Origin of the sequence: Hymenobacter sp. DG01, assembly GCF_006352025.1 — a bacterium.
Classification (GTDB): Bacteria; Bacteroidota; Bacteroidia; order Cytophagales; family Hymenobacteraceae; genus Hymenobacter.
In genome coordinates this window covers 1502164-1528598 of record NZ_CP040936.1, presented here as the reverse complement: position 1 = coordinate 1528598, position 26435 = coordinate 1502164, and the positions used below count along the sequence as shown (strand labels likewise).

Below are 26435 nucleotides of genomic sequence, written 5' to 3'. Positions count from 1 at the left end.
GATATCCGCCTACCCCCTGGTACCCACCAAACCCTCGGCACGGCACCTTTTACCTGTCACCATTTACCTCATCACTATTCACCCTACTAAACCTTAAACCCCACCCGCTTCGGGCGTTGGCCATCGAAGTAATGCAGAGCCAGCTTGTAGCTCTCAAGCTTAAAGCCGCTGATGCTGCCTACGCAGTTGCGGCCCAGCAGGCTTTTCTGGCGGAACTCCTCGCGGGCGTGCAGGTTGCTTAGGTGCACTTCTACCACGGGCGTATGAATGGCGGCCACGGCGTCGGCCAGGGCTACGCTGGTGTGAGTGTAGCCGCCGGCATTCAGTACAATGCCATGGTAGCTGAAGCCTACCTCGTGCAGCTTGTCAATCAACTCGCCTTCGTGGTTGCTCTGGAAGTGCTCCAGCTCAAACTGCGGAAAGGCCTCACGCAGCTCGGGCAGGTAGTCTTCGAAGGAGCGGGAGCCATAGATGCCTGGCTCGCGCCGACCAAGCAGGTTGAGGTTGGGGCCGTTGAGCAGGAGTATTTGCATAAGGCAGGGGGGTAGGGAACAGACGAAATACAAAGCAAAGGTATTGGCATTCGGGGCGCAACTGCGGCTGCGGCCTGGAGCGGCAGCTGCTAACCTGTACTTTTACGGCCTACTTGCCGTACTTCCTCATTTCTACCCCGCTTCTTATGTCCACCTGGTCTATTGCCCTTAAGCAGTTTGAGGGCTACCTGCAGCTGGAAAAATCCCTTTCGGCCAACTCCGTAGAGGCCTATGTGCGCGACGTGCAGAAGCTGCGCCAGTACCTGGAGGTAGAAAAGCTGCCGGCCTCGCCCCAGCAGGTCACCACCCGCATCCTGCGCGACTTTCTGGCCTGGCTCGGGAGTCTGGGCATGTCGGCCACCTCGCAAGCCCGCATCCTGTCGGGCATCAAGGCCTTCTACCGCTTCCTTATTATGGAAGACCTTCTCACCCTGGATCCAACTGATACGCTGGATGCGCCCAAAACCGGCCGCAAGCTTCCCGACACGCTCAGCTACCCCGAAATTGAGCAGCTCCTCGACGGCATCGACCTGAGTACGCCCGAGGGCACCCGCAACCGGGCCATGCTGGAAGTGCTTTACAGCTCCGGCCTGCGGGTGAGTGAGCTGACGGGGCTGCGCCTTTCCAATCTCTACGCCGACCAGGGCTTTGTGCGGGTGCTGGGCAAGGGCAGCAAGGAGCGGCTGGTGCCCATCGGGCGCGACGCGCTCAAGCACTTGGGCTTCTACCTGCAGGGCATCCGGGCTCACCTCGATATCAAGCCCGGCCACGAGGACACGGTATTCCTGAACAAGCGCGGGGCGGGCCTCTCGCGGGTGATGGTGTTCAACATCATTAAGGCGGCAGCCGAAAAGGCAGGTATCCGCAAAAGCATCAGCCCGCACACCTTCCGCCACAGCTTTGCTACCCACCTCATTGAAGGCGGCGCCGACCTGCGGGCCGTGCAGGAAATGCTGGGCCACGAGAGCATCACGACCACCGAAATCTATACCCACCTCGACCGGGACTACCTGCGCCAGGTGATTACCGAGTTTCATCCGCGCAGCTAAACCGGCGACGCGGGCTTCCGGCCGGCTACCCCACCAGGCGCTGACAGCTGCTTAGCCAATCCGTGGCCTCATATAGGTCATCGAAGACCTGAATTTCAAACTGCCCCAACAGCCGCTGCACCGATGGATCGAACGAGGAGCTGACCGCAGCATTGGGCTGGGCTACGTGCGCGATGTAGCGCAGGCCGGCCTCGGCGGCTACCGGCCCCCACGTAGTTGCCAGCCACTCCAGCGAATCAAACCAGGGACCCTGAATGCGGCTATTGTCATTGAGCAGGCAGGAGCAGTGCAGCTGCCTGAGCAACTGCAGGCCCACGGTGGCTCCATCGTGGGCGTAGTCGGGCCCTACATAGCCCGCCCAGGTAGTGAAAAGCCAGTGGTTGGCTTCATCATATACTATCTGGCAGAAGTTGGGGCTGCCGGGCGCAGAAAGCAGGCGTTGGTGCATAGGGTAGGAGGCAGGGAACAGACCATAGGGGAGAGTTCTATTTAACGGCGCGGGGCCCGAGGCGGCCAAGCCTCCCGAAAGGAAAATTTTATTTTTGCCGACTGCCTTCTTTTGCTGCTTATGCCTGACTACACCACGGGGAAGTCTTTTCGGCTTTCCGCTTTCCCGCCGTTGCTCTGGGCCATAGCACTCCTGCTGACCTTAAGCCTGGCCTACGCGGCGCCATCGGGAGCCACCTACATTCTCATCGATGATAACCTGGACACGGAGCTGGCTCCGCCCTACGCCCTGCTCCAGGAAGGCAAGACCCTCGACTACCGCGCCACTACCCGCGTGGAGCGGCTGATGAACGGCCTGCCCCGCAACGCCCTGCGTCCCGGTCTGCAGCCCCTGGTCGGGCTGATGGCCCTGTTTCCTCCCCTGCAAGCCTACCTGCTGCACGAGCTGCTGGTGCGCCTGGCGGGGCTGCTGGGCATGTACCTGCTACTGCGCCGCTATGGCCTGCCCGGACCCGGCCGGGCAACCCTGTGCGCGGGGCTGGCCCTGGCCTGGGCGGTGCTGCCGACGTACACGGCCTACGGGGTTTCGGTGCTGGGGCAGCCCTGGGTGGCGCTGGCCCTGCTGAACCTGCGCCGCGGCCCCGGCCACTGGTCCGACTGGCTGCTGCTGGTGGCCTTTGCTTTCTGGTCGAGTTTGGTGCTGGCTGGCGTGTTTGTGCTGGCGGCGGCTGGCCTGCTGCTGGCCTTGGATGCCGGGCACCGACGCCGGGTGGCCTGGCGGCCGGTGCTGGGCCTGCTGGTGCTGGGCCTGAGCTATGCGGTAGTAGAGTATCCGCTGGTGTATTCGCTGCTGGTGCAGCGGCAGTTTGTGCCCCACCGGCTGGAGTTCGACTATGCGCGGCTGGCGCCCGGTGGGGTAGGGGCGGGGCTGGCTGGCGCCGGGCGCTACCTGCTGCTGGGGCAGTATCACGCCGGGCTGTTTCTGCGGGCGGCGCCGTTACTGGCGGCCGGGTTGGCGCTGGCGTACGTGCCGGCCGGTCCTGCCCGGCGGCGCTTGCTGCGGAAGCTGCTGGTGGGGTTGAGCGTGCTGGCAGGGGTAGCCCTGTTCTGCGGCTTCTACCCCCAGCTGATTGAAGCGTTACAACAGCTGGTGCCGCCGCTGCGGGCCTTCAACCTTTCCCGCTTTCACTTCCTGACCCCACTGCTCTGGTTTGGCATTCTGGTTCTTAGTCTGCGCTACATTCCGGCTCCGGGCCCACGGGCGGCTTTGGTGGGGCTGCAGCTCCTGATTGGGCTGGGCATGAACACCGAGTGGACCCTGAACATACGCCGCCTGCTGGGGCGCCTGCCCGCCACCGAGCCTACCTACGCCGCCTATGTGGCCCCGGCGCTGTTTGGGCACATTCGCCAGGATATACTGGCCCGCACCGGCCAGCGGCCGGCGCAGTACCGGGTAGCCTGCCTTGGGTTTGCGCCGGCCGTGGCCTCGCTCAACGGATTTTACACCCTGGATGGGTACCAGAACAACTACCCGCTACCCTACAAGCACCAGTTTCGGACCCTGATAGCCGGGGAGCTGGCCAAAAGCCCCGGGCTGCGCACGTATTACGATGCCTGGGGAAACCGGTGCTACTTATTTTCGGCCGAGCTGGGCAAGAACTTTCGGGTAGGCGCGTTGCCGGAACGGGTCGTCAGCCACTGGGCCTTCGATGCCCGGGCGTTCCGGCGGTTGGGCGGGCGCTACGTGCTGTCGGCGGCCCGGCTGCTCCGTCCCGAGGGCAGCGGCCTCCAGCTGCGGGGCCGCTATACCGCTCCGGGGGCTTATTGGCGCATCTGGGTGTACGAAGTGCGGTAGCGGCCGCCGGCCCGGCAGCCGAGTAAGGGTGCCGTCCGGGGCCGATGTGCACTTGGGCAACACGGCGTGGCACTATTTCCCGACCTCACCTAATCAGCACCTTAGCAAATTAGGCCTTCGGCGCATCACATAATTGCCTAGATTTGGTCTTTGGCGTGTCTCTAATGGCTAAAAATACCTACAAACAACCCTCATCAGCGGCTCCGGGCCGCTCCAACGAGCCTCGGCCGGCGGCCGAGCCGCGCGCGGCCCGCAACCAGCCCCGCGCCGTTGAGCCGGAGCCCCCCCGCGAAGCCCGCCGCAACGAGCCCGCTGCCCGGGCTACCCGGCCGGCGGCGCCCAAAGCTGCCCGCAAACCCATGCAACTGCCGGCCGTGAACCTCAGCGGCCTGTTCAGCTTCCTGCGCGACCGGCGGTTTCAGCTGTTCCTGGGCTTCTTCTTCCTGATTGGCTCCATCTACCTCACCATTGCTTTCATTTCCTTCCTGTTTACGGGCCACGCCGACCAGAGCGTAACCGAAACGGTAGGCCGCACTTCGCTTAAGGAAGCAGGCCAGGAAACCGGCAACTGGCTGGGGCTGGTGGGGGCTATGCTGGCCCAGTTCCTGATTCAGGACGGCTTTGGGGTGGCGGCCTTCGCGGCCATTCCCATCGTGTTTTTTATCGGGTACAAGATTGTGTTCCGGCGGGCGGGCGTGTCGTTTACCTACGTGCTGGCGCTGTGCCTGTTTACCATGCTCTGGCTGAGTGTATTGATGGGCTACGTGGTGCTCACCATTCAAAGCCCCGACGTGGACCCGGCCCTGGCCCACAGCCTCGACTTCCTGTGCGGGGGCGTGGGCTACGAAACTGCCTTCTGGCTTGATAGCCTTATTGGATGGGGCACGGTGCTGCTGCTGGCTTTCCTGCTGATTTCCTTCGTGGTGTTCTTCTTCAACGTCACCAGCCTCAACCTGAACCTGCGCCGCAGTGCCGGCGAAGAAGACGAGGATGAAGCGGAAGAGGAGCGGGCCTTTTCAACGGCTTCGGGTCGGGGCAACTACGCCGCTACCCCCACTGCCGCCTTCGAACCCGATGAACCCCAGGAGGATACCCTGGGTATCACGCTCAAGCGGGTAGGCCCCCTGGCTGCTCAGCCCGCACTGGAGGAAGACGAGGAGGACGAAGACCCGCAACCCCAGCGTACCGGCCCGGTGGCCGGAGTATCGCCCGCTTTCAGCGTGGCTAGCCCGGCTCCGGCCGTGGCCGCTGCTTCTGCCACGGTAGGCGCGGGTGGGTTGGCAGCGGCTTCAGCCGTGCCGCTGAGTGTGGCCGCTACGGCCGGCTCCGCCCTGACCGGGGCTGCGGCTGCCCTGGCTGCTACCCCCTCCAGCGGCCCCAGCTTCTCCATCGAAATGCCGGAGGCAGAGGTAGCGCCCGCCTCTGTAGCACCTAAAGCTCCGGTGGCAGTGGCCAGCGTGCCTACCCCCTTGTCCCTGGCCGATCTGGTAGCGGATGATACCCCGCTGCCTGCACCAACCGCGCCAATCGTGGCACCCGTAGCCGTGGCTCCGAGCGTGCCAGCCGGGCTGTCGTTTGAGGTAGAAGATGCTACTACCTCTACCCATGAGCTGGACCCTTCGGCCGGCGCCGATATGGCCGTTATTGCCGAAGAAGATGAGGAAGAAGAGGCCATGCCCACCGGCGAGTACGACCCTACCCTCGACCTGCCCCGCTACCAGTACCCCACCCTGGAACTGCTCAACGACTACGGAGTAGCCAAGGCCCAGGTAACTAAGGAAGAGCTGGAAGCCAACAAGGACCGCATCGTGGAAACCCTGGGGCACTACGGCATCAACATCGCCAGCATCAAGGCTACCATTGGGCCCACGGTTACGCTCTACGAAATCGTGCCCGACGCCGGGGTGCGCATCTCCAAAATCAAGAGCCTGGAGGATGACATTGCCCTGAGCCTGGCGGCCCTGGGCATCCGCATCATCGCGCCCATTCCGGGCAAGGGTACCATCGGTATTGAGGTGCCGAACACCAAGAAGGAAATGGTGAGCATCCGCTCGGTGTTCAACACCGACAAGTTTGTGACCACCGAAATGGACTTGCCCATTGCTTTTGGCCGCACCATTACCAATGAAGTGTTCGTGGTGGACCTGGCCAAAATGCCTCACTTGCTCATGGCGGGTGCTACGGGCCAGGGTAAATCGGTGGGCCTGAACGTGATTCTGGCTTCCCTGCTCTACAAGCGTCACCCCAGCCAGCTCAAGTTCGTGCTCGTTGACCCGAAGAAGGTGGAATTGAGCATCTTCAACAAGATTGAGCGCCACTTCCTGGCCAAGCTGCCCGAGTCGGAGGAGCCTATCATTACCGATACCAAAAAGGTAGTAAACACGCTCAACTCCTTGTGCATGGAGATGGACAAGCGCTACGACCTGCTCAAGGACGCCGGCTGCCGCAACCTGAAGGAGTATAACCGCAAGTTTGTGGAGCGCCGCCTCAACCCCAAGAAGGGCCACCGCTACATGCCCTTTATTGTACTGGTAATTGACGAGCTGGCCGACCTGATGATGACCGCCGGCAAGGAGGTAGAAACGCCCATTGCCCGCCTGGCCCAGCTGGCCCGCGCCATCGGGATTCACTTGATTGTGGCTACCCAGCGCCCATCAGTAAACGTTATTACGGGTATCATCAAGGCCAACTTCCCCTGCCGGATTTCCTTTAAGGTGACCAGCAAAATCGACTCCCGCACCATTCTGGATGCCGGCGGCGCCGACCAGCTGATCGGCCAGGGCGACATGCTGATTTCCCAGGGCTCCGACATCATCCGGGTGCAGTGCGCCTTTATTGATACGCCCGAGGTGGACCGCCTCTGCGACTTCGTGGGCGAGCAGCAGGGTTACCCCAATGCCTACGAGCTCCCCGAAGTGCCCGGTGAGGCCGGCAGCGGCAACGGCGACGCCGACGACTTTGACCCCTCCGACCGGGACTCCATGTTCGAGGAAGCCGCCCGCGTGATTGTGCTGCATCAGCAGGGTAGTACCTCCCTGATTCAGCGCAAGCTCAAGCTGGGCTACAACCGCGCCGGCCGATTAATTGACCAATTGGAACACGCGGGCATCGTTGGGCCGTTTGAGGGTAGCAAGGCGCGCGAAGTGCTGATTCCGGATGAATACAGTTTGGAACAGTTGTTGAATAGCCTACCGAAGTAGCGCGAAGAAAATAGAACTTAGAGCGTAGAATTTGTTCTATAACATTCCGTTTTGCGTTTAAACCTTATATCTCTTCTACGCTCTCACGCCGGAGCTACCTGCTCTCCAAACACCACCTCTCTTTTTGCAATGAAAAAATATCTCGCCCTGCTCGCCCTTTCCGTGTCGCTGACCTCCGTCGCCACGGCTCAGCAGGACCCTAAAGCCGGCAAGATTCTGGACCAGATGAGTGCCAAGTATCAGGCCATGAAGGCTTTCAAGGCCACGTTTACCCAGACCCTCGAGAATGACGCCGCGAAAGTGAAGGAGAACCTCTCCGGCGATATTACCGTGAGCGGCCAGAAGTTTCGCTTGAAAATGAGCGGCCAGGAGGTCATCAACAACGGCCAAACCATGTGGACCTACATGAAGGCCGAAAATGAGGTGAATATCTCTGATTACGAGCCTGAGGATCAGGAAATTTCGCCCTCTCAGATCTATACGCTCTACAAAAAAGGCTACAAGTACGCCTACGTGCAGGAAGCCAAGGAAGGCGGCGAAGTGGTGGACGTAATCGAACTCTCACCCGAAGACCGCAGCAACCCCGTGTACAAGGTGCGCCTGAAGGTAGGCCGGGCCGATAAAGCCGTGAAAAGCTGGCAGATGTTCAAGAAGAACGGCAACCGCTATACCTACCGCATCAGCAAGTTCCAGCCCAACGTGCCGGTGGATGCTACCACCTTCAACTTCGACAAAAGCAAGTATAAAGGCGTGAAGGTGATTGACCTGCGCTAACCCTGACCTTGCGTTACAAACGACCCGGCCCGCTTCTGCTACCTGCAGAGGCGGGCCGGTTTGATTTGTACCCTGGCTGCTTAAAACTTTTCGCCCTGAAGCTGGGCAAATTTCAGGGCCGCTTCCAGGTGCTTGAACCGGGCTGCCCAGCGGAAATATTCCCTGACGTTGGAGCGGCGTGCCGGTAGCAGGTGAGGGTACTGCTGCCCGAAGCAGCCCAGCGTATAGAGCGCCTGGGTTGCTATGGCTTTGCTCCGGGCCTCAATTAGCTTTTCGAGGTAGCGGATAATATCCTCGGGCTGGACGGTGTTGGCGGAGTGCTGCCAGGACTCGGCCAGGCGCTTTACGGCCAGGCAGCTTCCAGCGGCTACGGCACGCTTCAGCCAGCGCTGGGCCGCCGGCAGGCGGGTTGGCCCGCCCAGGCCGCGCAACAGGCAGGTGCCCAGCAATTGCATGGCCTCCGGGTGGCCCTGCCGCGCGGCTTGCCGGGCCCAGTAGCGGGCCTGGGGGTAGTTCTGCATTACCCCCTCGCCGTAAAACAGCATATGAGCCGCACCGAATTGGGCGTCGCGGTAGCCTTCCGTGGCCAGCCTCCGAAACAGCAGCCAAGCCTGCACGCGGTTGCGCGCAACTCCCAGACCGTTATCATAAGCAACGGCCAAGTTGTAGCGGGCCAGCTGATGCCCGGTGTCGGCGGCTCTTCGCAGCCAGTAAACGGCCTTTTCCAGGTCCTGAGGTAAGCCCCAGGCTTCGCCGTAGGCTACCCCCAGAAAACTCATGGCACTGCCATTGCCACGTTCGGCGGCTTCCTGCAGTAGCGCCAGCGCCCGCCGGACGTAGCGGGAGCTGTAGTTGCGCGTAAAGCGTGAGCGGTAGAAAAACGTCAGGGCCCGGCGGACGCTGTCCGGCAGTACCCGCGAATCAGAGTAAAGGTGTGCCAAATAGTAAGGAATGATGAAAGCCTGCTAGCAAGATAGCACAGAGCTTCTATCTTTAGGAGCCTGAGAAGGTTATTTTTACATTACTATACTTGTATTATCCCGCTATGCAAGAAGACTTTCTGCACTACGTTTGGCAGCACCAGTACTTCGATAAAACCAGTTTGCAGACGGAGGATGGTCAGCCAGTAACCGTGCTGCGGCCTGGCCAGCGCAACCCCGATGCCGGCCCCGATTTCTTGAATGCCCGCCTGCAGTTAGGGGAGGTAGAGTGGAACGGGGCAGTAGAAATTCATATCCGAGCCTCCGACTGGTTTCGGCACCAGCACCAGACTGACCTCAAGTACGACCAGGTGGTACTACACGTGGTGTACCTTGCCGATCAGAAAGTGTGCCGAACCAATGGCTCGGTGGTGCCGGCCTTGGCCCTTGGCAGCCGGATAGCGCCGCATCTGCTGGCTACCTATGAGCAGCTGCGGGAGCAACCCCCCGAGGCCGCCCTACCCTGTGCCCCGCTGCTAAGTCAGGCATCGGAGCTAACCCGCACCATGATGACCGGCCGCACCCTGCTGGAGCGGATGGAGCACAAGGCCGACCTGATAACGGCCCTGCATCAGCAGCAGGGCCAGGACTGGGAGGCCACTACCTGGCACGCGCTAGCCGCCGCCTTCGGCTTCCAGAAAAACGCCGAGCCTATGTCCCGCCTGGCCAAGGCCCTGCCGCTCCCGGTGCTGCGCCGCCACCGCCATGATGCGCGCCAGCTAGCCGCGCTGGTGTTTGGGCAGGCAGGCTTCCTGGAAGAAATTGAGCCTACGGATGCCTATTTGCAGGACTTGCGGCAGGAGTTTGCCTTTCTGCGCCACAAGTACAACCTCAGTGGCACGGCCCTGGCTGCCCACGACTGGAACTTTCTGCGGTTGCGCCCGGCCAACTTCCCGACGGTACGCTTGGCCCAGCTTACGGGCTTGCTCCACGCCCGCCCTGCTTTGTTTGATGTCTTGCTGAGCGCCCGCGACATCCGGGCTCTAGAGCAGTTCTTTGCCACTCCGCTGCCCGAGTACTGGCAAACTCACTACCGGCCCGGCAAAGCCGGGAAAGTGGCCGTGCTAGGCCGGAGCAGCATTCATTTGCTGGTAACTAACCTGGTAGTGCCGCTGCGGGTAGCCTATGCCCGCTACCTGGGCAACCCCGAACTGGTAGAAGCGGCCGTTACCCTGCTCGACCAGCTGCCGGCCGAGCAGAACCACGTACTGGATGTATATCAGCTGGCGGGCTTCCGCAATGCCTCGGCCGCCGACTCCCAGGGGCTGCTGGCCCTGCACCGGGGCTACTGCGCGCCCCGCCAGTGCGTGCGCTGTGCCATTGGGGGTAGTATCTTGCGGCAGCGGTAGGCTCTGCCGCTGGTACCACCTGTCCATCCTTCACGTTAAGCCCCCGCCATCTTGCCCCATTTGCTGCTTGCTTTGGTTCTGAATGTGGCGCTGGTGTGGGCCGTGTATCGGTGGGTAGGGCGGGCGCGCCGTACCCCGGACCTAGGGCGGTGGGTGCTGCCTACCATGGCGCTCAAGCTGCTGGCAACCGGTGTTTCCATTACCGTACTCAGCGAAGACGCGGGCTACTTTCTGGTGTGGGCCGACCGCCTGAGTGAGCAGTTGTGGCAGGCTCCCGGCCAGTGGCTACGGATGCTGCCTACCGATGAGTTCCATTGGGGGCGCTGGCACCTGGTGTTTCATGGCTTTTCCAACACGCTGTTTCTCATTAAGGTACTCTCGGCGCTGAACCTGGCCAGCCTGGGCAATGCCCTGCTGAATGGCTGCTACCTGTCGCTGTTCAGCTTTATCTGCAGCTGGGAGCTGGTCAGGCTGCTGCGGCTGCGGTGGCCAGCGGCTACTCCCGGCAGCGTGGTCGTGGGGTTTCTGCTCTGGCCCACTGTTGTGTACTGGACCTCGGGGTTGACCAAGGAAAGCCTGCTGGTAGGCAGCGGCGCGCTGGTGCTGGCGCTGGTTATTCGGCTGGCTTACGCCGACGGTCGCCGCGGGTGGCTGGTGCTGGGGCTGCTGGCGGCCGTAGTTCTGCACTTCAAGATGCGGTATTTCTTTGCCATCGTCTTGTTTGGTTGCCTGGCAGGGCTGGGGCTGATCCGGGTGGTGCAGCACCTGGGTGGGGCCCGCAGCCGGGTAGTACAGGCGCTGCTGCTGCTGGCGCTGCTGAGCGGTGGCGCCTGGGTCGCTGGTGAAATCAGTCCGGTTTTTCGGGCCAACAAATTCACTTCCCAGCTGCAGCGCAACTATTCCGATCTGCTTAAAATCTCGGAGGGGCGGCCCCATCTGGAGTACCCCGACCTCAAGCCCACTACCGAAAGTGTAGTGCTGCACTCGCCCCAGGCCGCCTTCAATACCCTGACCCGGCCCTGGCCCTGGGAGGGACGCTCGGTTCTGTACCGGCTGGCGGGCCTCGAAAACCTGGGGCTGCTGGTGGCCCTGGGTGCGGCGGCAGTGGCGGCGGTGCGGGGCCGGGCGGGGCAGTTGCCCTTTGCCCTGGTGCTGGCCCTGCTGGTGTATTGCCTGGTGCTGGCGGTGTTGCTGGGCCTCACTACTCCCAACCTGGGCACCCTCAACCGCTACCGCGTGACGTTCCTGCCGTTTCTGCTGGTGCTCCTGCTGCAAAACGACTACGCGGCTACCCTGCTGCGAAGGTTCAGGCTTTAATAGGGGGTAGGGCAATGCCCGGCTTCTAGGCTGCGACTTCGGCTCGGTTCAAGCTCCGGTAGGAGGTAGGCGCAAGCCCGGGAGCTAAACGTCCGCAGCCTTTGTTCTGTCCCTCATACACCGTGCATACTCGGCCTAGCCGGCAGAACGTGTATCTTTGCCCTCCCAAAACCTATTCTCCCCGGCCGCCCCGCGGCCGTTTTTGATACTATGGAAAACCCTGTCATCATTCTGGGCGCACAAGCCGTCGGTACCGCAGCCCTCGATGTCTTTCAAAGCAACGATGTAGTGGTATACTGCCTGCTCGACGACAACGCCGCTCTGCAGAACACCGAACTCAACGATGTGCCCGTGATGGGCAGCACCGACGACAAAGAGCTGCTGAAGCTGCTGGGCAAGAAGTGCGAGGTATTCGTGGCTACTGAAGATACCGCCAGCCGCCGCAGCCTCACAGGCATGCTGCGCCAGGAATACGAGGTAGCCCCCGTCAACGCCATCCACCAGCGGGCCAGCGTATCGCCGCACGCGTGGCTGGGCCATGGCATCCTCATTGGGGCCAACGCCGTGGTGGCCGGCACCGCCAAAGTCGGTGATGGCTGCATCCTCGGGGCTAATGCCGTGGTAGATGTGAAGGCTGAAATGGGCGACTACTCTCAGCTAGGTGCCGGTGCCATCCTCAACGCCGAAGTAACGGTAGGGGAGCTGGCCTTTATCGGGGCCGGAGCAGTAGTTGTGGCTGGTGTAAAAATTGGCGCCAAGGCCCGCGTAGGCGCTGGCTCCGTGGTGGTAGCCGACGTGCCTGCCGGCCAGACGGTGTTCGGCAACCCCGCCCAAAAAGTTTAGGACCAAGATTTTAGGACGAAGAGCTAAGTCTGCAGAAACCATTCTCAGTTCGAAGCTCTTGCACTCACTTCTATAGAAGAATGGACTACCTCGTTCTGCTGTATTATTGCTACACGCCCATTGAGAACCCCGAGCAGTTTCGGGAGGAGCACCACCGGCTGTGCCTGAGCCTGAATTTGCTGGGGCGCATCATCGTGGCCTCTGAGGGGCTGAACGGCACCGTGTCGGGCCTGCGGGCCGACTGTGAGGAATATATGCGCCTGGTGAAAGCCGATCCGCGCTTTGCGGCGCTGGAATTCAAGGTGGAAGAAGCTCCAGCTCACACCTTCCAGAAGCTGCATGTGCGCGTGAAGCCGGAAATCGTGCACGTGGGCCTACCCCACATCAAACCCTACGAGCGTACCGGCATTCACCTCTCGCCTACTGAATTCCGCGACCTGAAGGACCAGGAGGATGTAGTGGTGCTGGATGTGCGCTCCGACTACGAGCACAACCTGGGCCGCTTCAAGAATGCCATTACGCTGGACATTGAGAACTTCCGCGAGTTTCCGGATAAGGTGCAGGAGCTGGAGCAGTTCAAGGACAAGAAAATTCTGACCTACTGCACCGGCGGCATCAAGTGCGAGAAGGCCTCGGCTTTCCTGCTGGAGCAGGGGTTCGAGAATGTGTACCAGCTGCACGGCGGCATCATTAAGTACGGGTTGGAAGCCGGGGGCGAAGATTTTGAGGGCAAGTGCTACGTATTCGATGGCCGCGTGGCCGTGGACGTGAACAGCGTGAACCCCAGCATCATCAGCCACTGCCACCACTGCCACACCCCCTCCGACCGGATGGTGAACTGCGCTAACCCGCACTGCAACGCCCACATTCCACTCTGCGAAACCTGCGGCCAGCAGCTCGATGGTGCCTGCTCCACCACCTGCCAGGAGCACCCCGATAAGCGCCCTTACGACGGAACCGGCGCCTACCCCAAGAACAGCAACAACTACAACCCCGAGCAGGGCCTGCTGTCGTACCGCGCCCCGGCCCGGTAAAAACCTCTGAACCCAACTGTCATCCTGAGCAGAGCGAAGGACCTTCTCACGCCAGAACGAGCCGCTTGTACAGGAATCGTTCTGGCGTGAGAAGGTCCTTCGCTCTGCTCAGGATGACGCGCTTTCGTGTGCGTCGGCACGTAGTTGAAGATTGTTCGCCAGATTATCCCCGAACCCAAACTGCGGTTTTTGCCGTACCATTGCACCTTCCTTTTCTAAAAATCCCCCTCTTATGCCCATCGCCGAATCGGAGCTGATCCTCAACAAGGATGGCAGCATCTACCATCTGAACCTGCTACCCGACCATATTTCCGAAACCATCATCACGGTCGGCGACCCGGAGCGCGTACCCACGGTTAGCCAGCACTTTGATTCCATCGAAACCATCATTCACAAGCGCGAGTTTGTGACGCATGTGGGCTACTACCGCGGTAAGCGCCTCACCGTTATCAGCACGGGCATGGGTACTGATAACATCGACATCCTGATGAATGAGCTGGATGCGCTGGTGAACATCGACTTCGTGACGCGCGAGCCACGCCCTTTGGAGGAGCGGATCAACCTGCGCATCGTGCGGGTGGGTACCAGCGGCTCTCTGCAGGCCGATATTCCGGTGGGCTCCCTGTTGGTGTCGGAACACGCCGTGGGCCTGGACTCGCTGATGCAGTTCTACCCCCTGGTGGAAACGGGCCTGGAGGTAGAGGTAGCGCGTGGTGTGCAACAAAGCCTGCAGCTTGATTACCGCCCGTACTGCGTGCGCGGCTCCGATTTGCTGCGCGAGCAGCTGGGCGCGGGCATGGTCACTGGCAACACGCTCACCTGCCCCGGCTTCTACGGTCCCCAGGGCCGCGTGCTGCGCCTGGACCTGCGCCTTGCCAACCTGATTGAGCAGTTCCAGCAGTTCCGCTACCACAGCGCTGAAGGCGAGTTCCGCCTCACCAACTTTGAGATGGAAACGGCTGGCTATTATTCCCTGGGCCGCATGCTGGGCCACGAGGTAGTGTCGCTGAACGCCATTGTGGCCAACCGTGCCACCGGCGAATTTGCCACCAACTCCGACCAGGTAGTAAACAACCTGATTGCCACCACCCTGGAGCGCATTTAGTCACGAATCGTGACTAAATCGGATTGAGCAAGTAGCAGTCTGATAAAGCACCTTTCTTCTATAAAAAAGCCCGCTCGACAACTTGTCGAACGGGCTTTTTTATAGAAGAAGCTTACCCGAGGAAGTTCGGGTAAGTCAAAAATCCGTGATTAATAGAAGTCGAAGCTTAGGACCGCACGCAGGGGTAGGGAGATGCCGGACTTAAGCGTCAGGTATTCCTCGTGAGTAGCCCACACAGTGGTGTACACGCGCTTTACGCTACCATCGGCGGTCTGAAAGTAGATGTCGAGTTTGCCGTGGTAGGCGTTGCCTAGGGTCGCGGCGCGTTCGGCGTCGTGGCGGCGTCGCTGGATGTCGGCTTTTTCCGTCAGGACATCTTCAGTAGAGAAGCGCAGGCTCGGAATAACTTCTTTTTCAATGGTTTCTATGGTCGGGTCGGTGGTCTTCAGTTCAGGAATCATGGTAGTACGGAATAGAACGTTCAACGATGAACAGGGGAAGGCAACGAAGGTGCCAGAACGTGCGTGAAGAACGCATGAGCGGGCCCCGGCAGGTATAGGCCTTCTGAGCCTGCTCTCCTTTTTTACGCCAGTTCCGCCAAAAAGGCCATAGTATCCACGCCATCGGCGTAATCGGCTACCCCCGGCTGCTGGGCCCGGCCAAACGGAAAGCTACCCGCAAACAGCCCGCCCGCCGAGACAAGGCACTGAGTTTGAGCCGCCACATCGGCCAGGCGCACCACCAAGTCCACCTCGTTGCCGTACGTTTCGTAGTGCAGCACCGAAATAGGCGACACCAGTTGAGTACTTTGGGTGAGCAGCAGGAAGCCGGAGTCGAGGTGAGGCACGCGGTTCACCAGCATGATGCTCTTGTTGTAGTCGTAGTTGTTCTGGTAGCGGTTGTGCTCCAGTACGCGGTGCCAGGGCTGCAGGGAGTCGAGCAGGGGCGTGAAATCGTAGCCTTCGGGCACGTAGAGCTTGCTTACGTTGCGGCAGCCCAGGCCGTAGTAGCGGAAAATGTCTTCGCCCAGCATACCCAAATCGTAGTCGGTTTCGCGGCCCGTGAGTACGGCCAGGCTGGTGCGGTTGCGCCGGATGATGTTGGGCTTTTTGCCGAAGTAGTACTCAAAGTAGCGGGCCGTATTGTCGGAGCCGGTGGCAATAAAGGCGTCGGCGGCATTCAGGCGCGGCACCAGCTGAATCTGCTCCGTAAAGCGCGGCTCCAGGCGCGTCAGCTCCTCCAGTACCCACGTCATCAGCGCGGTATCATCGGAGCTGAGCTTGGCCAGCAGAATGTGGCCCGAGAGCAGCACGCACAAAGCATCATGAAAGCCCACCAGGGGAATATTGCCGGCCATAACTACCCCAATCTTGCGGGGTTGGGCGGGCTCCTGGGGGTAGCGGGCCGACCACTGGCGCAGAGGTTTCTCCGCGAGCAGATGCGCAATGCCCCGAATGGCCGACGTGACGTTGGGTAAATCAAACCAGTTGTTCTGGTTGCGGGCCCGGGCAGCCAGGCCGGCCAGTTCATCGGCGTAGGCGGGGGTAGTAAGATCAGAGAGGCGCTGGCCCAGGGCCACGAAAGCAGCCAGGCGGTCGGCGTGCGTCATACAGAAAGGGAAAACGAAACGATAAAAGGGTAGGAGCAAGCAGAAGCGCCCGTCACACCAGTAGGTAAACCCCCGGAACCCCTGTTTGGATTCCGGGAGAGAATACGGAATTCGGAGACCAAAATTCTTGTTGAGTACGGCTAATTCCTAATTTTGCCTGTCGGCATCCTGCCTGCGGCGGGTTGCGTACTAGCAAAGCATCCTCTTTTCCTACCTTTTTAAGATACCCGAGGCTATGGCCATCATGATAACCGACGAGTGCATCAACTGTGGTGCCTGCGAACCGGAATGCCCCAACACCGCCATTTACGAGGGCGGCGCTCAGTGGCGCTGGGCCGATGGCACGAGCTTGCAGGAAGTGCAGGTTGACGGCGGAGCCACTGTATCGGGCGTAGCGCCCCAGCGGCCTATTTCTGACGAGTACTACTACATTGTGTCCGATAAGTGCACCGAGTGCGTGGGTTTCCACGAGGAGCCCCAGTGCGCTGCCGTGTGCCCCGTGGACTGCTGCGTGGACGACCCCGACTACCGTGAATCGCAGGAAAAGCTGCTCAGCAAAAAGCAGTGGCTGCACCAGGAAGCCTAGGCCCTACCTGCTGCCACCAGCCTAAGCTACTCAAGAGCTGCTTCCACCTGGAGGCAGCTCTTGTTGTTTACCGGGCTGCTCCGTGCTATGCTCGGAAGCATACCTGGGCTAGCCCGCCCGAAATGCCTACTTTTGCCCGTATTTTGAACTGATTCCCTTCGACGATGTCCATCGCCAAAACCTATACTCCCGCCGATGTTGAAGCCAAGTGGTACCAGCGCTGGCAGGAGCAGGGCTTCTTCAAAGCCAAAGCTAACCCCCGCAAACAGCCGTATTCCGTAGTAATTCCGCCGCCCAACGTGACGGGCGTGCTGCACATGGGCCACATGCTGAACAATACCATTCAGGATGTGCTGGTGCGCCGGGCACGTATGCAGGGCAAGGAGGCGTGCTGGGTGCCCGGCACCGACCACGCCAGCATTGCCACCGAAGCCAAGGTAGTGGCCCTGCTCAAGGAGAAAGGCATCGAGAAGAAGGACCTGACCCGGGAGCAGTTTCTGGAGCACGCCTGGGAGTGGAAGGAGAAGTACGGCGGCATCATTCTGGAGCAGCTCAAGAAGCTGGGCGCCTCCTGCGACTGGGACCGGACACGCTTCACCATGGAGCCCGAGCTGACCGAGGCCGTGCTACGTGTCTTCGTGGACCTTTACCAGAAGGGCTTGATTTACCGCGGTATCCGGATGGTAAACTGGGACCCGAAAGGCGGCACTGCGCTCAGCGACGAGGAAGTAATTCCGAAGGACACCATGGCCAAGATGTACCACCTGACCTACGAGGTAGTAGGCCAGGAGGGCCAGTTCCTGACGGTAGCCACCTCCCGGCCCGAAACCATCATGGCTGACGTAGCCGTGGCCGTGAACCCGAACGATGAGCGGTACGCTCATCTGCACGGGGCAAAAGTGCGCATTCCGCTGCTGGGCCGGGAAATTCCGGTGATTCTGGACGAGTACGTAAGCATCGACTTCGGAACGGGCGCCCTGAAGGTAACGCCCGCTCACGACCTGAACGACTACGAGCTGGGCCTGAAGCATAACCTGCCCGTTATCGACATCCTGAACAACGACGGCACGCTGAACGAAAAGGCGCAGCTGTACGTGGGGCAGGACCGCTTTGCCGCTCGCCGCAACATTGTGAAGGACCTGGAAGATGCCGGCCACTTGGTAAAGGTGGAGGAATACGCCAGCGTGCTGCAGACCTCGGAGCGCACAGGCGCCGTAATTGAGCCGCGCCTGAGCCTGCAGTGGTTCCTGAAAATGGAGCACCTGGCCAAGCCCGCCCTGGAGGTAGTCGAGAGCGACGAAATCAAGCTGCACCCACCCAAGTTCAAGAACATGTACCGGGTGTGGATGGAGAACGTGCGCGACTGGTGCATTTCGCGGCAGCTGTGGTGGGGCCAGCGCATTCCGGCCTACTACCTGCCCGATGGCACCTTCATGGTAGCCCTGAGCGCCGAAGAAGCCCTGAAGCAAGCGCGCGAGCAAAGCAGCAACGACGACCTTCAGCTCTCAGATCTACGTCAGGATGAGGATGTGCTGGATACCTGGTTCTCCTCGTGGCTGTGGCCGATTTCGGTGTTCGATGGGTTCAAGGACCCCGACAACGCCGACGTTAACTATTTCTACCCCACCGATGACCTCGTAACGGCTCCGGAAATCCTGTTTTTCTGGGTGGCCCGCATGATTATGGCCGGGCTGGAGTACCGCAAGGAAGTGCCCTTCCGCAACGTGTACCTCACGGGTATCGTGCGCGACGCCCAGGGCCGCAAGATGAGCAAGAGCCTCGGCAACTCGCCCGACCCGCTGGACCTCATTGCCGACTACGGCGCCGATGGCGTACGCACCGGCATGCTGTTCTCCTCACCGGCCGGCAACGACTTACTCTTTGACATCAAGCTGGTAGAGCAGGGCCGCAACTTCACCAATAAGCTCTGGAACGCCTTCCGCCTTATCAAAGGCTGGGAGGTAGATGCCACCCTACCGTTTGCCAATGAAAAGGCGGTAGAGTGGTTTGGCGCCAAGTTACAAACGACCCTGCAGGAGCTGGACGAACACTTCGACAAGTTCCGGATGTCGGATGCGCTGATGACCATTTATAAGCTGGTGTGGGACGATTTCTGCTCCGTGTACCTGGAGATGATCAAGCCCGCCTACCAAGCCCCCATCGACCCCGAAACCCTGCGCCTCACGACCGGCTACCTTGAAACGCTGCTGAAGCTGCTGCACCCGTTCATGCCCTTCATCACGGAGGAAATCTGGCACGAACTGGCCGAGCGGGGCCCCAAGGACTACGTGTGCGTGGCGGCCTGGCCTAAAGCCCAGCCGGTAGCCGGCAGCCCCGAGTTGCTGGCCCGCATGGACCGCGCCCTCGACGTCGTGGCCGGCGTGCGCAACATCCGGAACCAGAAGGGCCTGGGCCCCAACAAGCCGTTGACCCTGGCGGCCAAAACTGATGACGCTCAACTGCTGCAGGATTACGACGGCATTATCCGCAAGCTGGCTTCGCTTACTGAAATCGGTGTAGTAGATGCTGCTCCGGCTGCTGCGGTCGGCTTCGTGTCGGGCGGGGCGGAGTTCTTCGTGCCCCTGGAAGGGCAGATTGACCTCGGGGCCGAGAAGGAGCGCCTGACCAAGGAGTTGGAATACGCCCAGGGCTTCCGCGACTCAGTGCTGAAAAAGCTGGCCAACGAGAAGTTCGTGGCCAATGCCAAAGCCGACCTGGTAGAGCGTGAGCGGCAGAAGCTGGCCGACGCCGAAGCCAAGATTACGGCGTTGGAACAAAGCCTTGCGGCATTGTAGCATAAGCTGAGAACCTGCCAAAAAGGCCGCCGCGGTAACGTGGCGGCCTTTTTGTTTGCTGGTTGCTGTTAGAAAATCCGCCTGTCATCCTGAGCGCAGCGAAGGACCTCTACCGCTTCGTTGGGGGTAGTAATTAATACCAGTAGAGGCCCTTCGCTCTGCTCAGGATGACAGGCAAGTGAGATAGGACGCACCCTCGTATCTAAATTTCTCTTTCCTTTAGTGCAGTAGTTCACTTCATCTTCTGCGCTATGAAACCTCTATATACCCTGCTGACGGGCCTGGGCGTGCTGCTGAGCGGTGCGGCCGTGGCTCAGTCGGCTACCCCCTCCGCCATGAACAAACCTCCCGTAGCGGCCATCAAGCCCAAAGAGCTGAAGTCGCCGTTTGGTACCCGTACGGATAACTACTACTGGCTGAATCAGCGCGAAAGCCCGGAGGTAATCAGCTACCTCAACGCCGAAAACGCCTACTTCGAACAGCAAATGGCCCCCGTGAAAGGGCTGGAAGACAAGTTGTTTCAGGAAATCAAGGGGCGCATCAAGGAGCAGGACGAGTCGGTGCCCTACCGCGACAATGGGTACTACTATTACACCCGTTTCGAGGCCGGAGCCGAGTACCCGATTTACTGCCGCAAGAAGGGTAGCCTGACCGCCCCCGAGGAAGTGCTGCTCAACGCCAACGAACTGGGCAAGGGCAAATCCTACTACCAGATTGGCGGCTTCGAAGTCAGTGACGACAACCAGGTGCTGGCCTACTCCGAGGACGTAGTTAGCCGCCGCTTGTACACCCTGCGTTTTCGTAACCTGAAAACCGGCCAGCTCTACCCCGAGCAAATCACGAACACCAGCGGCAACGCCGTGTGGGCTGCCGACAACAAAACGGTGTTCTACACCCGCAAGGACCCTGGCACCCTGCTCGATTACCAGCTTTACCGCCACACCCTGGGCACCGACCCCAGCAAGGACCAGCTGGTGTACGAGGAAAAGGATAACACCTACCGCATCCACGTCGGCCGCTCGAAGTCGCGTAAGTATATCTTCCTGGAGGCCGGCAGCACCATGTCGTCGGAAACCCGGTTCCTGGACGCGGGTACCCCCACGGCGGCGCTGAAGGTGTTTCTGCCCCGCGAGGCCGACCACCTCTACGACGTGGAGCACTTCGGTAACGAGTTTTACGTGCGCTCCAACGCTGGCGCCCCCAACTTCCGTCTGCTGAAAACGCCCGTCACGAATACCGCCAAAACAGCCTGGCAAGAGGTTATTCCGCACCGCAAGGATGTGTTCCTGGAGAACATGGAGCTGTTCAAGGACTACCTCGTGCTGGGCGAGCGAAAGGAAGGACTGCTGCAACTGCGCGTGATTCGGTGGAAGGACAAGCAGGAGCACTACCTCAACTTCGGGGAGCCGGCCTATACCGCCGCCATCAGCATCAACCCCGAGTTTGATACGCCCGTACTGCGCTACAGCTACTCCTCGCTGACGACGCCCGGCTCAACGTTCGACTATGATATGAACGCCCGCACCAAAAAGCTGCTCAAGGAGCAGGCCGTGCTGGGTGGCTTCAATAAGGAAGACTACGTGACCGAGCGCCAGTACGCCACGGCTACTGACGGCACGAAGATTCCGATGTCCATTGTTTACAAAAAAGGCTTTAAAAAGGACGGCTCCGCGCCGGTACTGCAATACGCTTACGGCTCTTATGGCTACTCTACCAACCCCACGTTTAGCGCAGCGCGACTGAGCTTGCTGGATCGGGGCTTTGCCTACGTCATCTGCCACATCCGGGGCGGACAGGAAATGGGCCGGCAGTGGTACGAGGATGGCAAGAAGCTCAAGAAGAAAAATACCTTCACTGACTTCACCGACTGCTCTAAGTTCCTGATTGACCAGAAGTATACCTCCGCCCAGAAGCTGTTCGCCATGGGTGGCTCGGCAGGCGGCCTGCTCATGGGCGCCGTGGTGAACCTGCACCCTGAGTACTACAAGGGGGTAGTGGCGGCCGTACCCTTCGTAGATGTGGTAACGACCATGCTTGATGAAAGCATTCCCTTGACTACCGGCGAGTACGACGAGTGGGGCAACCCCAATAAAAAGGAGTTCTACGAGTACATGCTCAGCTACTCGCCCTACGACCAGGTGAAAGCCCAGGCCTACCCCAATATGCTGGTTACCACCGGCCTGCACGACTCGCAGGTGCAGTACTTTGAGCCGGCCAAGTGGGTAGCCAAGCTGCGCACCGTGAAAACCGACCAAAACCTGCTGCTGCTGCACACCGACATGGCGGCTGGCCACGGCGGCGCCTCCGGCCGCTTCAAATCCATTCACGATACGGCCCGGCAGTTTGCCTTCATGCTCATGCTACTGGGCGTGAAGGCGTAGCTGCTGCTACAGCCGTCATCCTGAGCTTGCGAAGGACCTTATCACTCATGAACAAGACGTGTCACGACTCGTGTCAACGGAATGAGGTCCTTCGCAAGCCCAGGCCAAATGAAAAAGCCGCTTCAGGAATGGAGCGGCTTTTCTGTTTCGTCTGGGCAGTATTTCCCTAAATATCCGGGCCTGCGTGCGACCCTTCAGCCAAAGTTGCGTCTGTGGCTGCGGTTGCTTGGCATTCGCGCGGACTTTCTTCGGCTTTCGGGGCAGAAATAAACCGCTTGGTCGGGTTCATTTCTGTAGCGCTGGCCAGCCGGATAGGTTTGCGCTAGCAATGTAGGTAGCATGATGAATACTGCTTGCCGGGCGTCGCTATTTCCCCTCACGCATATGAAAAAGCTCTTCTTTCTTATTTTGATAACCGGCAGCGGCCACACGGTGCTGGCCCAGATGCCCGGTGGTGGCGAGCGGCCCGCCGGCGCGGGTCGGCCCGCCGGCGCGGCGGCCCAGCCCCAGCCGGGGAGTGGCCGCATTACGGGCACGGTTACCGACGCTGCTACCAAGCAGCCGGTGCCCTACGCTACCGTGGCCCTGGTAAACCCGGCCACCGGTAAACCGGTGGATGGCACTGCCGCCGACGACAACGGCAAATTCACGATTCCGCGCATTGCCGCCGGCACCTATACCGTGCAAATCAGCTTTATCGGCTATAAGCTGGTGGAGAAAACCGGGGTAGTCATTACCGCGGCCGGCAACACCGTGGCCCTGGGCAGCGTGGCCCTGGAGTCGTCGGCGCAGGCCCTGGGCGAGGTGCGGGTGGAAGGCCAGCGCAGCCTGGTCGAGGAAAAGGTGGACCGCACGGTGTACAACGCCGAGAAGGACGAAACCACCCGCGGCGGCGACGCTACCGATGTGCTCAAGCGCGTGCCCAACCTCTCGGTGGACCTCGATGGCAACGTGAGTTTGCGCGGCAGCCAGAACATTCGGGTGCTTATCAACAACCGGCCCAGCACCATCTCGGCCAACAGCATTGCCGACGCCCTCAAGCAGATTCCGGCCGACCAGATCAAGACCGTGGAGGTAATTACCTCGCCCTCGGCCAAGTACGACGCCGAAGGCTCGGGCGGTATCATCAACATCGTCACCAAGCAGAATAACCTGCAGGGCTTTACCCTGGATTTGCGCAGCAGTGCCGGTTTGCGCGGCTCCGATCTGGGGTTGAACGCCTCGTACCGGGTAGGGAAGATGGGCTTTTCGCTGAGCGGCGGGGGCCGGGGCCAGTACAACGTGCCCGGCTCTTTCCGCAACGAGCAGACGACGTACGGGATTCAGGGCAACGACATTGCCGGCCGCCAGCTGCTGAGCCGCACCGTGCAGGCGGCCGACACGCGCCAGCAGAACGTGTTCGGGCGCTACTCCCTGGGCTGGGACTACGACATTAATAAGTACAACTTCCTCTCGGCCTCGGTGCAGCTAGGGCTGCGCAACGGCACCAGCTACCAGGATGACCTGGCCTCCAGAACCACCTTTTTCCGGCCCGTGCTAGGCGACTCGCTGACCAACCGCATCAGCGACGTGAAGGTGCTCGACAACTCCAATACGCTGGATGCTACCCTCAACTACACCCGCACCTTCGAGACGCCCCAGCGCGAGCTGAGCCTGCTGGCCCAGTACAGCCGCAACACCCGCACCAACAACTTCACCAACACCACCCAGGAAGGCCAGGGCGCCGGCGACTACCGCCGCAACCTCAACGACAGCTATAACGAGGAGGTAACCCTGCAGCTTGACTACCAGACGCCCCTGAGCAAAACGCAGCTCGTGGAGTTTGGGGCCAAGGACATCATGCGGCGCGTAAATAGCGACTACACCACCTTCCTGAACGGCCAGCGCCAAACTGGCACCACGCTCTCCAACGTCTTCGATTACAACCAGAACGTAGCGGCGGCTTACGCTTCCTATACCCTGGGTTTCTTGAAAAGCTACACCCTGAAGGCCGGGGCCCGCTACGAGTATACCACCATTAACGCCGACTTCCGGACGGAAAATGCACCTTCCATTCCGTCGTATGGGGTGCTGGTGCCCAGCGTGAATGTTTCGCGGAAGCTGGCTAACGGCAACGTGCTCAAAGCGGCTTACAACCGCCGGATTCAGCGCCCTTCCCTGCAGTTCCTGAACCCCAACGAGCAGTCGGGTAACCCGCTGCTGTACACGGTAGGTAACCCCGAGTTGGAGCCCGAAAAAACCAACAACTTCGAGCTGGGCTACAATACCTTCATCAAACAAACCTCACTGAGCTTCAGTGTATTCGCCCGCAATACCGACGGCTCCATTCAGCCGGTACGTACCCAGGACGGAGCCCGTATTCGCACATCGTACGCTAACATCGGTACTGAAAACGCCTACGGCGGCAGCGTAAATGCCAACGTCAACATCCAGAACAAGCTCACGCTGGGCGGCGGGGCCGATGTGTACTACGCCGCCCTTGATAATAACGTCTCGGATGTGCTGTTCGCGGCCAGCAACCAGGGCTGGGTGGTAAGCGGCCGCCTGATGGGGGGCTACAATTTCACGAAAGGCTGGGGCATTCAGGCCTTCAGCTTCTACCGGGGCCGGCAGGTGCAGCTGCAGGGCTACCAGGGCGGCTTTGGGGTGTACAGTGTGGGCCTGAAGAAGGACTTTGCCGAGAAGAAAGGCAGCATTGGCTTCGGAGCCGATAACTTCTTTACGCCCACCAACAAAATCCGCAGCTCCATCAGCTCGCCTACTCTGGATCAGTACAGCGTAAACGTGCTGCGGCGCTCCGGCTTCCGCGTGAACTTCAGCTACCGCATCGGCAAGATGAGCATGGCCCAGCCCAAGCGCCGTCGCTCCATCAGCAACGACGACCTGAAGGACGGCGGCAGCTCCGACGGCGGCAACGGCGCCGGGGCTACCCCGGCCCAGGGCCCCAGCGGCGGCCGGCCCTAACCGGTTCTGCAACAGGAAAAGAGCCTCCGGCCATTCGGTCGGGGGCTTTTCTTTGTAGAAGCTCAGAATAGAGCATCAAAACATTCGGCATTCAAACCTCTTTCTCAAGCATGATCAATCAAGCCGAAATATCTACCCCCCTCGATGCCGCCCAAGTCACCCAGCTGATTCGGGGGCGGCGCAGCATGCAGCCTGTGCTGTTTGAGCCAGGCCGCGTGGTGCCCGATGCGCTGGTGCGCGAGCTGCTGGAAAATGCCACCTGGGCGCCCACCCACAAGCGCACCGAGCCCTGGCACTTCGTGGTGTTCGCGGGAGCTGGCCGCCAGAAGCTGGCCGATTTTCAGGCGGCGCTATACCGGGCCACCGCAGGCGAGAAGTTTCAGCCAGCTAAGCTGGAGAAGATGATGAACAATCCGCGGCTTAGCTCCCATGTTATTGCCATTGGGCTGAAGCGCAACCCCGAGGTGCCCGAGGTAGAGGAGGTAGCGGCCGTGGCCTGCGCCGTACAAAACCTGCACCTCTCGGCCGTGGCGCACGGGTTGGCGGGCTTCTGGAGCAGTGGCGGGGTTACCTACCTCCCCGAGGCCAAGCCCTTCTTCGGCCTCGGCCCCGACGACCAGCTGCTGGGCTTCTTCTACCTGGGCTACCCCAAAGCCGGAGCCCAGGCCCGCAGTACGCGCCGGCCTCTGGAAGAAAAAGTGACCTGGGTGCTGGGCTAGTTCCTACCCCTTGCTTGCCCCTGAAGCGGTCCGCTGTATCCCGGCGGGCCGCTTTTGCGTTGTCGGGGTGGTACTCACTCCTTTTCCTATATAGTATGGCTGCTTTTTTCCTCTCACCCTGGGCTGCCCGGCTGCTCAGCGTCCTGCGCATCGTTTCAGGACTACTCATGTTGTTTCATGGCTCCCAGAAGCTTTTTAACTGGCCGCCTTCTGACCACGGCGGTGGGGCCACGGGCCTGATGCTGGTGGCCGGTATTCTGGAATTCGGCGGCGGTCTGCTCTTGCTGATCGGGCTGTTTACCCGGCCGGTGGCCTTCATTTTATCAGGCCTGATGGCCGTGGCCTACTTCATGGCCCACGCGCCCCAGCATGCCCTTCCCATTATAAACCAGGGCGAGCTGGCCGTGCTCTACTGCTTTGTGTATCTGTACCTGTCGGCGGCCGGCCCCGGCCCCTGGAGCCTGGATGCCGCCCGCAGCCGCAACGCGGGGCCCGTAGCGTAAGTAGGGGCCTACCCCATCATAACTAGTAAACCCAACGAGCCGCTGCAAACGAAGCGCAAGGAGCCATTTATTGGCACTCGGGTTTCGTTTGCAGCGGCTCGTTGCGTTACCCTCTCCGGGTTAGTCCACGATTTTCAGGCTGTCGGGAACGGGGCCCCGGGTAGCCTGCACCAGCTGGTTCTGCAGCTGGAAGTTCACCTGCTCGCAGTCATCGAAGCGTTTCTGGGCCATTGCCAGCGCGGCTTCCGTGGTGCGCAGGCGCTGGTAGAGGAAGATAATCAGGCCCAGGGCAATAACCAGGGCTGCCAGGGGCAGGACTTTATTCATGAGACGGGAGATTCAAAAACGCAAGCCGGGAGAAAGAGCCCCGGCCTGTACACAAAAATAAGGCA

The 26435-nt window shown here is 60.6% G+C and carries 22 protein-coding genes; 16 read left to right on the top strand and 6 right to left on the bottom strand.

Annotated elements, in window-relative coordinates; all coding sequences use genetic code 11:
- Positions 1-86 precede the first annotated feature (86 nt).
- Entirely contained in the window at positions 87-533 is a 447-nt protein-coding gene (aroQ, locus tag FGZ14_RS06520; protein ID WP_139922420.1) for a type II 3-dehydroquinate dehydratase, read from the bottom strand.
- 146 nt (positions 534-679) lie between these two features.
- On the opposite strand from aroQ, the gene xerD reads away from it, so the two are divergent.
- Positions 680-1582, top strand: a complete 903-nt coding sequence (gene xerD, locus FGZ14_RS06515; RefSeq protein WP_139922418.1) for a site-specific tyrosine recombinase XerD — start codon at positions 680-682, stop codon at positions 1580-1582.
- Between the two features lie 25 nt (positions 1583-1607).
- Here xerD and FGZ14_RS06510 read toward each other — a convergent pair whose 3' ends face one another.
- A complete protein-coding gene (locus FGZ14_RS06510) occupies positions 1608-2030 on the bottom strand; it encodes a hypothetical protein (RefSeq protein ID WP_139922415.1) in 423 nt (140 codons plus the stop codon).
- Between the two features lie 120 nt (positions 2031-2150).
- Here FGZ14_RS06510 and FGZ14_RS06505 point away from each other — a divergent pair, with 120 nt between their 5' ends.
- From FGZ14_RS06505 to FGZ14_RS06495, 3 genes are all read left to right on the top strand, one after another.
- The gene (locus FGZ14_RS06505) at positions 2151-3884 is read left to right on the top strand and encodes a DUF6044 family protein (RefSeq protein ID WP_139922413.1); all 1734 of its coding nucleotides are present in this window, start codon (positions 2151-2153) and stop codon (positions 3882-3884) included.
- A 164-nt stretch (positions 3885-4048) separates the two neighbouring features.
- Positions 4049-7084: a DNA translocase FtsK 4TM domain-containing protein gene (locus FGZ14_RS06500; RefSeq protein ID WP_139922410.1), complete on the top strand. Its 3036-nt coding sequence runs from the start codon at positions 4049-4051 to the stop codon at positions 7082-7084.
- 129 nt (positions 7085-7213) lie between these two features.
- Positions 7214-7858, top strand: a complete 645-nt coding sequence (locus FGZ14_RS06495; protein WP_139922406.1) for an outer membrane lipoprotein carrier protein LolA — start codon at positions 7214-7216, stop codon at positions 7856-7858.
- Between the two features lie 80 nt (positions 7859-7938).
- Here FGZ14_RS06495 and FGZ14_RS06490 read toward each other — a convergent pair whose 3' ends face one another.
- Positions 7939-8799: a tetratricopeptide repeat protein gene (locus FGZ14_RS06490; protein WP_139922403.1), complete on the bottom strand. Its 861-nt coding sequence runs from the start codon at positions 8797-8799 to the stop codon at positions 7939-7941.
- A 104-nt stretch (positions 8800-8903) separates the two neighbouring features.
- Here FGZ14_RS06490 and FGZ14_RS06485 point away from each other — a divergent pair, with 104 nt between their 5' ends.
- From FGZ14_RS06485 to FGZ14_RS06465, 5 genes are all read left to right on the top strand, one after another.
- Positions 8904-10187, top strand: a complete 1284-nt coding sequence (locus tag FGZ14_RS06485; RefSeq protein ID WP_139922400.1) for a DUF2851 family protein — start codon at positions 8904-8906, stop codon at positions 10185-10187.
- Between the two features lie 60 nt (positions 10188-10247).
- A complete protein-coding gene (locus FGZ14_RS06480; protein WP_139922398.1) occupies positions 10248-11504 on the top strand; it encodes a hypothetical protein in 1257 nt (418 codons plus the stop codon).
- Positions 11505-11714: 210 nt separating this feature from the next.
- Positions 11715-12347, top strand: coding sequence for a NeuD/PglB/VioB family sugar acetyltransferase (locus tag FGZ14_RS06475; protein ID WP_139922395.1), 633 nt, complete (start codon positions 11715-11717; stop codon positions 12345-12347).
- Between the two features lie 80 nt (positions 12348-12427).
- Complete coding sequence (locus FGZ14_RS06470) at positions 12428-13381, top strand: rhodanese-related sulfurtransferase (RefSeq protein ID WP_139922392.1); 954 nt, start codon at positions 12428-12430, stop codon at positions 13379-13381.
- Between the two features lie 232 nt (positions 13382-13613).
- Positions 13614-14486, top strand: coding sequence for a nucleoside phosphorylase (locus FGZ14_RS06465; RefSeq protein WP_139922389.1), 873 nt, complete (start codon positions 13614-13616; stop codon positions 14484-14486).
- 149 nt (positions 14487-14635) lie between these two features.
- Here the strand turns inward: FGZ14_RS06465 and FGZ14_RS06460 are convergent, their stop codons facing one another.
- Together FGZ14_RS06460 and FGZ14_RS06455 are read right to left on the bottom strand one after the other, a co-directional pair.
- The gene (locus FGZ14_RS06460) at positions 14636-14947 is read right to left on the bottom strand and encodes a hypothetical protein (RefSeq protein WP_139922386.1); all 312 of its coding nucleotides are present in this window, start codon (positions 14945-14947) and stop codon (positions 14636-14638) included.
- A 122-nt stretch (positions 14948-15069) separates the two neighbouring features.
- On the bottom strand, positions 15070-16095 hold the full coding sequence (locus FGZ14_RS06455) for an acyl-CoA reductase (protein ID WP_139922384.1): 1026 nt from the start codon (positions 16093-16095) through the stop codon (positions 15070-15072).
- A gap of 235 nt (positions 16096-16330) precedes the next feature.
- Between FGZ14_RS06455 and FGZ14_RS06450 the strand changes: the two genes are divergently transcribed.
- The 7 genes from FGZ14_RS06450 to FGZ14_RS06425 all read left to right on the top strand — a co-directional run bounded on the left by FGZ14_RS06450 (position 16331) and on the right by FGZ14_RS06425 (position 26043).
- A complete protein-coding gene (locus FGZ14_RS06450) occupies positions 16331-16681 on the top strand; it encodes a 4Fe-4S dicluster domain-containing protein (RefSeq protein WP_139922382.1) in 351 nt (116 codons plus the stop codon).
- Between the two features lie 164 nt (positions 16682-16845).
- Positions 16846-19476: a valine--tRNA ligase gene (locus FGZ14_RS06445; protein ID WP_139922380.1), complete on the top strand. Its 2631-nt coding sequence runs from the start codon at positions 16846-16848 to the stop codon at positions 19474-19476.
- A gap of 251 nt (positions 19477-19727) precedes the next feature.
- Positions 19728-21857: a S9 family peptidase gene (locus FGZ14_RS06440; RefSeq protein WP_180754513.1), complete on the top strand. Its 2130-nt coding sequence runs from the start codon at positions 19728-19730 to the stop codon at positions 21855-21857.
- 108 nt (positions 21858-21965) lie between these two features.
- Positions 21966-22127, top strand: a complete 162-nt coding sequence (locus tag FGZ14_RS21690; RefSeq protein ID WP_180754512.1) for a hypothetical protein — start codon at positions 21966-21968, stop codon at positions 22125-22127.
- 114 nt (positions 22128-22241) lie between these two features.
- Complete coding sequence (locus tag FGZ14_RS06435) at positions 22242-24821, top strand: TonB-dependent receptor domain-containing protein (protein ID WP_139922378.1); 2580 nt, start codon at positions 22242-22244, stop codon at positions 24819-24821.
- A 110-nt stretch (positions 24822-24931) separates the two neighbouring features.
- On the top strand, positions 24932-25540 hold the full coding sequence (locus FGZ14_RS06430) for a nitroreductase (protein WP_139922376.1): 609 nt from the start codon (positions 24932-24934) through the stop codon (positions 25538-25540).
- 95 nt (positions 25541-25635) lie between these two features.
- Positions 25636-26043, top strand: coding sequence for a DoxX family protein (locus FGZ14_RS06425; RefSeq protein WP_139922374.1), 408 nt, complete (start codon positions 25636-25638; stop codon positions 26041-26043).
- A 120-nt stretch (positions 26044-26163) separates the two neighbouring features.
- Here the strand turns inward: FGZ14_RS06425 and FGZ14_RS06420 are convergent, their stop codons facing one another.
- Positions 26164-26370 carry a hypothetical protein gene (locus FGZ14_RS06420; protein ID WP_139922371.1) on the bottom strand — a complete coding sequence of 69 codons (207 nt, stop codon included), beginning with the start codon at positions 26368-26370 and terminating at the stop codon, positions 26164-26166.
- Positions 26371-26435: the final 65 nt, after the last annotated feature.